The sequence below is a fragment of the Actinocrinis sp. genome (genome assembly GCF_035946395.1).
Lineage (GTDB): Bacteria > Actinomycetota > Actinomycetes > Streptomycetales > Catenulisporaceae > Actinocrinis.
The window spans coordinates 1-9,250 of sequence record NZ_DASYZI010000120.1 but is presented as its reverse complement, the minus strand read 5'-3'; the positions used below and the strand labels follow the sequence as shown (position 1 = coordinate 9,250).

Sequence of the window (9,250 nt, the reverse complement as noted above, 5' to 3'; positions counted from 1 at the left end):
CTGCGCGGCGTGGGCTGGTGGGGGCCGGCCTGGCGTGGCGCGCGCGGGGTATCGGGCTCGGGCACGCCGGCCCCGTCCGGCAGGCCGAACGGCGCGGTCTCGTCGTTCACCGGATCGATCTGCGCCGCGTTGAGCCCCTCGGTGTCGATTCCTGCGACGTCGATTCCCACAGCGTCGATTCCCGCGGTGTCGATTCGCTCAGGGCCGAGTCCGTCGGCGTCGGTTCCCGTACGGTCGAGCACCTGGGTGCCGAGCACCTGCGTGTCGACACCCTGGTCGTCCAGCACCTCGGTCTCCATGGCGTCGGTGTCCGCGCCGGGGTGGGCTGGTGTCATCGGGGTCTGCGCGGTAGTCACTGCGCCGTCTTCTCCAGGCCGTCGCGCCGCTTCACCATGGTGATCGCGACGGTCCGTCCGTCCTCGCCGGTCACCGCGTCCACCTCGCCGGCCAGCGCGGTCAGCACCGTCCAGGCGAAGGTGTCGCGGGCCGGCGGCCGCCCGTCCGAGGTCGGCGCCGACACGGTGATCGCCAGAGCGCTGTCGGCAAGGTCGAACCGGCAGGTCAGGCTGGTACCGTCGACCGCCTTCTGGAGCAACATGGCGCAGGACTCGTCGACCGCGATCCGCAGGTCCTCGATCTCGTCCAGCGTGAAGTCGAGCCGGGCGGCCAGCCCGGCAGTGGCAGTACGCAACACGGACAAATACGCGCCGACGGCCGGAATACGCACCTCGACGAAGTCGCGATCCTCCACTGCGGTCGCCTCTCCTGCCGAACCGAGTCCTGTGGCGGCTCTTGCTAGTTCAACCGCACCCTGGTCCACTGTGCCTCCCGCGTCCGTGCCAGGCGTCTGCGCCGCGCCGACCGCACGCATCGTATGCAGTCCGCACCCTGCTGTGAGAAGAAAGTACCTCCAACGTGTGACCGGTGTCGCCTCGCAACACTGATACGTCCGATGACGTCACACGTGCGCCGGGACTCCGCCTCCGCAGAGGAAAACGGCCGAGCCCGCGGCGCTGTTCCCGGAGCCCGGCCGTCTGAAACGAAGCGGCGGAGGTCAGGCCGCCTTGGTCTCCCAGAAGATCTTGTCGATCTCGGCGATCAGGTCGAGCAGCGCCTGGCCGGTGGCCGGGTCGGTCGAGCCCTTGGCGCCGCCGGCGCCGGCCGCCTTGATCGCGTCGTTGAACAGGGTGTGCAGCTGCGGGTACTTCTCGAAGTGCGGGGCCTTGAAGTAGTCGGCCCACAGCACCTCAAGGTGGTGCTTGACCAACTCGGCGCGCTGCTCCTTGACCTGGATCGCGCGGGTGCGGAACGCCGGGTCCTCATTCGCCTGGTACTTCTCCTGGATCGCCTTGACCGACTCGGCCTCGATCCGGGCCTGTGCCGGGTCATAGACGCCACACGGCAGGTCGCAGTGCGCGTAGGCGGTCAGCTTGGCAGCGAAGATACGCACAGATGGCAGCGTCATCTTAAGAGCTTCCCCTTCGGTCCTCGAAGAATTCGGTCCGGTCCGAGCCTACTCCGCGGCAAACAATCATGCCGATGCATGGGATCATCGGGTGATGTGAACGCTGTCACGGGTCTGCTGCCATGGGGTCTGGCGCGGGTGTCCGGCCCGTCCATGGTGCCCGCGTACTACGACGGAGACAGGATCCTGGTTCACTACGGCGCCGTGATCGGGCCCGGCGACGCGGTGCTCGCGCGCGATCCCCGGGAGCCCGGCCGGGTCCTGCTCAAGCGGATCGCGCGGCGTGAGGGCGGTGGCTGGTGGCTGCTGGCGGACAATCCTTACGCGCCGGGGGACTCCCGGCAGTTCGGTACCGTGCCCGACGAACTCGTGCTCGGCCGAGTGGCGGCACGGTTGTGGCCACCTCGGCGGCTACCGCGCAGGCCATAGGGCTGGACGCAGGGCCGATCGCCGACGCGGCGTTAGTCCAAGCCCTCCGCACGTCACCTGAATGAGTGAAGGGCAATTCGGGGAAATTGTATTTCTCGGTGCCGAGTAAGGCCAATGCTCGGCGATGAGCCCGAATTGTCCCGGTCTATATATCGCTCGCCTGGGCGATGTGCGGAGGGCGGGGCTGGTTCGTCGGCCGCCAGACCCGGGCGCGCCGGTTCAGACACGGCCCCAGAGGGGCCGATTCAGACGCACCGCTCGCACCCACTCAGGCGGACGCGCCTGCCGTGGCCAGCGCGGCCTCGCGGCGCCTGGCGCGGTAGGCGGCGACGTTCGCTCGGGTGGCGCAACGCTCGGAGCAGTAGCGGCGGGAGCGGTTGGTGGAAGTGTCGATGAACACGTCGCGGCACGGCGTCGCCTGGCACACGCCGAGCCGGTCCATGCCGACTTCGGTCGCCTGGACGGCCAGCCCCATGCAGGCCTTCGCGCCGTAGGCCGCGGCGGTCGAGGGGGAGCCTTCGGCCAGGTGCAAGTGCCACTCGGTGTCGTCGTGCCCGGAGATCTGCGGGCGGATCGGGTACTGCTCCAGCAACTGGTTGAGCACGGCGACAGCCTGCTGCGGGTTGCCCGCGTCCACCGCGTCGAACACGATCCGCAGCCGCTGGCGCAGCGCCTGAAGTTCCGTCAGGTCCCCGTGGTTCAGCCGTCCACAGGCGCCCTGCTTCGACAGCAGTGCCCGTGCGTCGTCGACCGTGGTGAGACGGTCCTGGTCGCGATACGGATCGGCCGTGTTCACCAGCTGGACGGCGCGGTCCGCATAGGAGGCGAGTTCCACTGCGTTGACCTTCAGTCGTGTCATTGCTCGGGGGTGGTTCGCGGTTTCGGTGGCCGCGTGCTTACGGTACGCGATTCACGCGCTGCGCGACTTGGCTTGCCGTTACGGTACGCCTCTGTACGGCCTTGGCAAGGGCGGTTTTCCCGACACCGGTGTTTTCTCCCACACTCCTGTCACGGCGCCGTGGCGGCGCGGGCGCGGCGGGGCGATCGAGGGCAATCCTGCGGTGGAACCGTGCGTGACCACGGGCGTAATGTCTCCTCAGCGCTTCGAACCGGCACTGATTCGCGACGGTGCCGCAGCGGGCCGAGCCTCGCGGGACGGGTTCACCACCCTCAATCCGTCCGCCCCGGCGAGGTGCCAGAATTACCCCAGCGACCGGACACCAACGGTTACCGGCCGACCCTGCCGTGTTCCCACCCTCACGCGGCCGGCGGAATCGGCCGAAATCCGTCAACCCGTGGTGCCTCGACGGCATCGCGCGTTCTGCCGTTGCCGCGGGGACGCCCTAACCAACCGAAGGATGCTCCTTTCCATGTCCACGCTTTCCACGTCCGAATCAGTGCGGTCAGATTCGTCCGTTCCGTTCGACGCCCCGGTCTTCGAGCTGCACCGGGGCGGCAAGATGGGGATCAGCGCCACCGTGCCGCTGCGCGACCGGTTCGACCTCTCGCTCGCGTACACCCCGGGTGTGGCCGAGGTGTGCACCGCGATCGCCGAGCGTCCCGAGCTGGCGGCGGAGTTCACCTGGAAGTCCAACACCGTCGCCGTGGTCACGGACGGCACCGCCGTGCTCGGCCTCGGCGACATCGGCCCGCTGGCCGCCCTCCCCGTGATGGAGGGCAAGGCGGTGCTGTTCAAGCAGTTCGGCGGCGTCGACGCGGTCCCGATCTGCCTGGACTGCACCGGCGTCGACGAGATCGTCGAGACCGTGGTGCGGCTGGCCCCGGCCTTCGGCGGGATCAACCTGGAGGACATCTCCGCGCCGCGCTGCTTCGAGATCGAGGCGCGGCTGCGCGAGCGGCTGGACATCCCGGTCTTCCACGACGACCAGCACGGCACCGCGATCGTGCTGCTCGCTGCGCTGCGCAACGCGGCGAAGGTGACCGGCCGCACGCTCGGCGACCTGCGCGCGGTCATCTCCGGCGCGGGCGCGGCCGGCGTCGCGATCGCGAAGATCCTGGTCGAAGCCGGGATCGGCGACGTGGCGGTGGCGGACTCCAAGGGCATCGTGGACGTCACCCGTGAGGACCTGACGCCGATCAAGCGGGAACTGGCCTCGCTCACCAACAAGGCCGGTCTGACCGGCAGCCTGGAGTCGGCGCTGGCCGGCGCGGACGTGTTCGTCGGCGTCTCGGCGGGCAACGTGCCGGAGGACGCGGTCGCCACGATGGCCGAGAACTGCATCATCGCCGCGATGGCGAACCCCGACCCGGAGATCCACCCAGACGTCGCGCGCAAGTACGCGGCGGTGGTGGCCACCGGCCGCTCCGACTTCCCGAACCAGGTCAACAACGTGCTGGCCTTTCCCGGGGTGTTCGCCGGGGCGCTGTCGGTGCGGGCCAGCCAGATCACCGAGTCGATGAAGCTGGCCGCCGCGGACGCGCTGGCCGCCGTGGTCGCGGACGAGCTCTCGCCGGAGTGCGTGATCCCCTCGCCGTTCGATCCGCGGGTCGCGCCGGCCGTCACGGCGGCGGTGGCGCAGGCTGCGCGGGAGGCCGGAGTGGCGCGCGCGTGACGGTCGCCCCGATCGTGGTCGTAGAGGTTACCGCTCGGTAAGGTGGGCGGCATGTTTGCGGTATATGCGGCGGCGACGGACAAGGACGAGCCGCTCAAGGGTCTGGAACTCGGCGAGCGGCCCGAGCCGGTCGTGCCGGTGGGCTGGACCACGGTCCGGCTGCGCGCGGCCGCGCTCAACCACCACGACCTGTGGTCCTTGCGCGGCGTGGGGCTGCCTGACGAGCGGCTGCCGATGATTCTGGGCTGCGACGGCTCAGGTGTCGACGAGGACGGCAACGAAGTCGTCGTACACGCGGTGATCGGCGAGTCGGGGCGCGGCGTCCCGGACGGCGAGCGGCCGACGATTCTGACGGAGCGTTACCATGGCACCTTCGCCGAGAGGGTCGCCGTGCCGCGCTGGAATCTGGTGCCCAAGCCGTCGGCGCTCTCGTTCGAGGAGGCTGCCTGCCTGCCGACCGCGTGGCTGACGGCGTATCGGATGCTGTTCACGCGCTCAGGAACGCGGCCGGGCGACACGATTCTGGTGCAGGGCGCGGGAGGCGGCGTCGCGAGTGCGCTCATCGTGCTGGCACGCGCCGCCGGGTACCGCGTCTGGGCTACGTCGCGCTCCGAAGCGAAGCGCGCGCGGGCGCTCGAACTCGGTGCGCACGCCACCTACGAATCCGGTGCGCGCCTGCCTGAGCGGGTGGACGCGGTGATGGAGACTGTCGGCGCCGCAACGTGGGCCCACTCGGTGGCCTCGGTGCGCGAAGAGGGCACGATCGTCATCTGCGGAGCCACCTCGGGACCGAACCCGCCCGCCGCGCTCACCCGGATCTTCTTCCACCAGCTGCGCGTGGTCGGCTCCACTATGGGCTCGCGCGAGGAACTCGGGCAGCTGCTGCGGTTCTGCGAGGTCACCGGAGTGCGGCCGGTCATCGACTCGGTGCGGCCGTTGTCCGAGGCACCGGAGGGCTTCGCCAAAATGGCCGCAGGAGACCTCGTCGGCAAGATCGTCTTCACCGTGTAATCGTTTCGGGGTGTAGATGCGTAGGGCCGAAACGCCTGCGCCCCGCCGGTTTCGGGCGGGGCGCAGGTCCTGTTCGGCACGCACTGTGCTCGGCAGGTCCGGCAGGCTCAGAAGCTGTCGGTCGGCTCGTCGGATCCGCCGCCGGGGCGCTCGAACAGGTCGCGCAGCTCGGCGAGCGTGCGCTCGATGATCTCCCACGCCTCGCCCAGCTCGGCCTCGGAGAGCGGGCCGTGACAACGCGCCGCCTCCATCAGCGGCCCTGCCTCACCGCGCAGCCGCTCGATCAGGTCGCGCAGCTGCGGCCCGAAAGCCTCCCAGCCGAAGCCGCGCCGCGAACCGCCGCCGCTCCCGCGCTCACCGCCGCGCTCGCCACCGTGTTCACCGCCGCGCTCATCACTGCCGGCAGGCGCGTCGTGCGGCTCCTCCTGTCCCCAGAACGGCGAGCCGCCGCCGAACAGCCACGCCCACGGCGGCGCGCCCCACTGCCGCTGGCGCGCGCCCCACTGCTCCTCCCACTGTTCCTTCCACTGGCGTGCCCACTGTTCCTTCCAGGCACGCTGCCAGTCCCGCCACTGCTCGCGCTGGCCGCCGAAGTCGCGCTTCCAGTCGCGCCACTGGTCCTGCTGCTGGCGCTTCCAGTCCCGCCACTGCTCGCGGTTCCAGTCCTTCGACTCCGGCGGCGGCCCGGCGGGGAACGGCGGGCGCCAGCCGAACGGGCCGCCCGGCCCCGGGCCCGGCCGCATGCCGGAGGCGGCGCCCGCCGGCTCCTCGGCGCGGTCGCCCGCGCCCTCGCCGGAGTCGGCGGAACTTCCCCTGCCCGCCGCCTCCTGCGCGGCACGCATCGCCGCGTCCCGCGCCTCCGCCTCAAGCTCCTCGCGGATCGTGCGGGCGGACTCGCGCACCTCGTCCCGGATGCCCTCGGCCAGGTCGTTGACCGAGTCGCGGATCTCGCTCTCCAGCGCCTCAAGCTCGCCGGCCTTCGCCGCGAGCTCGGCGCGCCCCTCGTCGGTGATGTGGTAGACCTTGCGGCCGCCGTCCGTCTCGTGCCGCACCAGGCCCTCGGACTCAAGCCGGGCCAGGCGCGGATACACCGTGCCCGCGCTCGGCGCGTAGAGCCCCGCAAAGCGCTCGCGCAGCTGCTGGATGATCTCGTAGCCGTGCCGCGGACTCTCGTCCAGCAGCTTGAGCAGGTAGAGCCGGAGCCGGCCGTGGCCGAAGACCGGAGTCATCGCGCGTCCTCGCTGTTCTCGCCGTTGTCAGGGGTTGCGCCGTTTCCGTCCGGGGCCGTCCCGCCGGCGTCGGTGATCTGATTCTCAGGGATCTGATCCTGGGGTGCCCGGTCCTGTGTCGCCCGGTCCTGGGGCGCCGGGGTGGTCGGCGTCCGGTCCGGTGGCACGTCGTCGAACATCAGGTCCCAGGGATCCTCGTCGGCGTCGGCGCTGCGCCGCAGCAGCGTCACCGCGCCGGAGAGCGTCTTGCCGACCAGCGTGGCCCGCCCGCCGCCGATCGTGCCGGCCAGCTTCTGCGAGCCGCGCGTGCCGCTCGCCCGCACCTGCGGAAAGGCGCTGACGGCCCGTCCGTTCCCCGTGCCGAGGTCCACGCTCATGTCCGGGTCGTGCGGCAGCCGGACGGTCATCGCGCCGGAGACGCACTGCAACTTGACCGTGGAGGGCACCGGGTCCTCCAGATCCACCGAGATCGCGCCGGACACCGCGGTCAGGTCGATCGCGCCGCCCGCCCCTGCCATCACCGTGATCGCGCCGGATACCGCCTTCACCGTCAGATCGCCGGTCACCTGCTCCGCGGTGATCGCGCCGGAGACGGTGGTGACGCGCGCCGAGCCGTGCACGCCCGCCAGGGTGACTTCACCGGTCGCACCCTTGACGGAGACCCCCTCGTGGAAGTTCGACACCACGACCGGCCCGGAGAGCACCTTCACGTCCAGCACCGCGTCCGGGGGCAGCGCCAGCGAGAGGTCCACCTCGGTCCTTCCGCCGCCGAGCAGCCACCGGAGCAGCTGCGGCGGTTTGCCGTACTCGCCGTGCCGCACCACCAGCGCCCCGTCGTCCGAGCGCTCGACATACAGCGGCGGCCCGGAGATCCTGGAGACCTCCAAGGTGGCCGGTCCGTCCGTGCCGATCAGGTTGACCCGGCCGGCCAATGCGACCAGGCGCAGCGACCGCACGCCCGCGCCGAGCGCGACCTTGTCGGACTGTTGCAATGTCCAGCTCTCTGGCATCTGCTCGGCCTCCCGCGACCTTGCTACAACGCGATGTATCGTGTCTCCTGAAATCCACGATATATCGCGTCCGTAGGAAGTCAAGCCGACTCGCGTAGCGGCAGGTCAGCCGGGGTACCCCGAATCCTGCACGTCGTGCGCGTCCGCATCCTCGGCGTCGAGCCTGGCCAGCCAGGTGGCCAGCCGCTCGACCGGGGTTTCGAACTCGGGGTTGAGGTCGACGAACTCGCGCAGCCGCTCGGCGAGCCAGGCCAGCGTGACCTGCTCCTCGCCGCGCCGGTCTTCGAGCTCTTCGATGCCGCGGTCGGTGAAGTACACCGGCGGTGCTCCGTTTCCGTGACTTGAGTTCAGTTCCGTACACGACCAGGGCGCGGCCCGGTCCGAAACGGATCGGGCCGCGCCCTGGTCGTTCGAATGCTTTGGCCGGTCAAGCCGCCGGTCGCCGCGTCAGTCGGCGAAGGCCTCCTCGACGACCCGGTGCTGCTCGACCTCGTGCCGCTTGGCCGAGCCGACCGCCGGCGAGGACGAGGCCGGGCGGGAGACGCAGGTCAGCGGGCGGCCACCGAGCTCGGCGGGCAGGTTCAGCGCGATGAACGGCCAGGCGCCCTGGTTGGCCGGCTCCTCCTGCACCCAGCGCACCTCAGCCGCCGCGGGGTAGTCGGCGATCTGCTGGAGCAGCTCGGCCGCCGGCAGCGGGTAGAGCCGCTCGGCCCTGACGATCGCGGTGTCGGTGATGCCCTGCTTGTTCCGGTGGGCCACCAGGTCCCAGTAGATCTTGCCGGAGCAGACCAGGATCCGCCGGACGCCGGACGTCAGCCCGGCTCCGTTCCGGCTCAGTGCGAAGTCGCCGATCACCGGGCGGAACTCGCCGTGGGTGAACTCCTCGATCGCCGAGACCGCGGCCTTCAGGCGCAGCATCGACTTGGGCGTGAAGACCACCAGCGGCTTGTGCGCCGGGTTGTGCGCCTGCCAGCGCAGCAGGTGGAAGTACGAGGAGGGCAGCGACGGCACGGCGACGGTCATGTTGTTCTGCGCGCACAGCTGGAGGTACCGCTCGATCCGCGCGGAGGAGTGGTCGGGGCCCTGGCCCTCGTAGCCGTGCGGCAGCAGCAGCACCACACCGGAGTGCTGGCCCCACTTCTGCTCGCCGGAGGAGATGAACTCGTCCACGATGGTCTGCGCGCCGTTGCCGAAGTCGCCGAACTGCGCCTCCCACAGCACCAGCGCGTCGGGCCGGGCCACCGAGTAGCCGTACTCGAAGCCCATCGCGGCGAACTCGGAGAGCATCGAGTCGTAGACCGTGTACGTGGCCTGGTTCTCCGAGAGGTAGGACAGCGGCGTGTACTCGTTCGCCGAGTAGCGGTCCACGATCACGTGGTGCCGCTGCACGAAGGTGCCGCGCCGCGAGTCCTGGCCGGCCAGCCGGACCGGCACGCCGTCCATCAGCAGCGAGCCGAACGCCAGCGTCTCGCCCATCGCCCAGTCGATCGTGCCGTCGGTGACCATCTGCGCGCGGCGCTGCAACTGCGGGAT

9 protein-coding genes and 2 pseudogenes are annotated in these 9,250 nt (G+C 70.5%); 3 read left to right on the top strand and 8 right to left on the bottom strand.

What is annotated here, in order from left to right:
- The 3 genes and pseudogenes from VGS97_RS07795 to sodN all read right to left on the bottom strand — a co-directional run.
- Positions 1–356, bottom strand: a pseudogene (locus tag VGS97_RS07795) (hypothetical protein); the annotation flags it as partial.
- Positions 353–751 (bottom strand): anti-sigma regulatory factor, encoded by a 399-nt coding sequence (locus VGS97_RS07790; protein WP_326852581.1) that lies wholly within the window; start codon positions 749–751, stop codon positions 353–355. The pseudogene VGS97_RS07795 and the gene VGS97_RS07790, both read right to left, overlap by 4 nt.
- A 303-nt stretch (positions 752–1,054) precedes the next feature.
- Positions 1,055–1,465: a superoxide dismutase, Ni gene (gene sodN, locus VGS97_RS07785; protein ID WP_349262033.1), complete on the bottom strand. Its 411-nt coding sequence runs from the start codon at positions 1,463–1,465 to the stop codon at positions 1,055–1,057.
- A gap of 96 nt (positions 1,466–1,561) precedes the next feature.
- Here sodN and sodX point away from each other — a divergent pair, with 96 nt between their 5' ends.
- Positions 1,562–1,894 carry a nickel-type superoxide dismutase maturation protease gene (sodX, locus tag VGS97_RS07780; RefSeq protein ID WP_326852579.1) on the top strand — a complete coding sequence of 111 codons (333 nt, stop codon included), beginning with the start codon at positions 1,562–1,564 and terminating at the stop codon, positions 1,892–1,894.
- Positions 1,895–2,162: 268 nt separating this feature from the next.
- On the opposite strand, the gene VGS97_RS07775 is transcribed toward sodX, so the two are convergent.
- Entirely contained in the window at positions 2,163–2,753 is a 591-nt protein-coding gene (locus VGS97_RS07775) for a CGNR zinc finger domain-containing protein (RefSeq protein ID WP_326852578.1), read from the bottom strand.
- Positions 2,754–3,264: 511 nt separating this feature from the next.
- On the opposite strand from VGS97_RS07775, the gene VGS97_RS07770 reads away from it, so the two are divergent.
- Complete coding sequence (locus VGS97_RS07770; protein WP_326852577.1) at positions 3,265–4,467, top strand: NADP-dependent malic enzyme; 1,203 nt, start codon at positions 3,265–3,267, stop codon at positions 4,465–4,467.
- Between the two features lie 51 nt (positions 4,468–4,518).
- Positions 4,519–5,478, top strand: coding sequence for a zinc-binding dehydrogenase (locus VGS97_RS07765; protein WP_326852576.1), 960 nt, complete (start codon positions 4,519–4,521; stop codon positions 5,476–5,478).
- Between the two features lie 107 nt (positions 5,479–5,585).
- On the opposite strand, the gene VGS97_RS07760 is transcribed toward VGS97_RS07765, so the two are convergent.
- The 4 genes and pseudogenes from VGS97_RS07760 to kgd form a co-directional block, all read right to left on the bottom strand.
- Positions 5,586–6,707 (bottom strand): PadR family transcriptional regulator, encoded by a 1,122-nt coding sequence (locus VGS97_RS07760; RefSeq protein ID WP_326852575.1) that lies wholly within the window; start codon positions 6,705–6,707, stop codon positions 5,586–5,588.
- The gene (locus VGS97_RS07755; RefSeq protein ID WP_326852574.1) at positions 6,704–7,717 is read right to left on the bottom strand and encodes a DUF4097 family beta strand repeat-containing protein; all 1,014 of its coding nucleotides are present in this window, start codon (positions 7,715–7,717) and stop codon (positions 6,704–6,706) included. Before VGS97_RS07755 ends, VGS97_RS07760 begins: the two co-directional genes overlap by 4 nt.
- Before the next feature lie 105 nt (positions 7,718–7,822).
- Positions 7,823–8,035 carry a DUF6104 family protein gene (locus tag VGS97_RS07750; RefSeq protein ID WP_326852573.1) on the bottom strand — a complete coding sequence of 71 codons (213 nt, stop codon included), beginning with the start codon at positions 8,033–8,035 and terminating at the stop codon, positions 7,823–7,825.
- 129 nt (positions 8,036–8,164) lie between these two features.
- Positions 8,165–9,250, bottom strand: a pseudogene (gene kgd, locus VGS97_RS07745) (multifunctional oxoglutarate decarboxylase/oxoglutarate dehydrogenase thiamine pyrophosphate-binding subunit/dihydrolipoyllysine-residue succinyltransferase subunit); the annotation flags it as partial.

Bases quoted from the DNA above. Each gene is read 5' to 3' on its own strand.
- sodN (WP_349262033.1), bottom strand. From the start codon at position 1,465: ATGACGCTGCCATCTGTGCGTATCTTCGCTGCCAAGCTGACCGCCTAC.
- VGS97_RS07775 (WP_326852578.1), bottom strand. From the start codon at position 2,753: ATGACACGACTGAAGGTCAACGCAGTGGAACTCGCCTCCTATGCGGAC.
- VGS97_RS07770 (WP_326852577.1), top strand. From the start codon at position 3,265: ATGTCCACGCTTTCCACGTCCGAATCAGTGCGGTCAGATTCGTCCGTT.
- VGS97_RS07765 (WP_326852576.1), top strand. From the start codon at position 4,519: ATGTTTGCGGTATATGCGGCGGCGACGGACAAGGACGAGCCGCTCAAG.
- VGS97_RS07760 (WP_326852575.1), bottom strand. From the start codon at position 6,707: ATGACTCCGGTCTTCGGCCACGGCCGGCTCCGGCTCTACCTGCTCAAG.
- VGS97_RS07755 (WP_326852574.1), bottom strand. From the start codon at position 7,717: ATGCCAGAGAGCTGGACATTGCAACAGTCCGACAAGGTCGCGCTCGGC.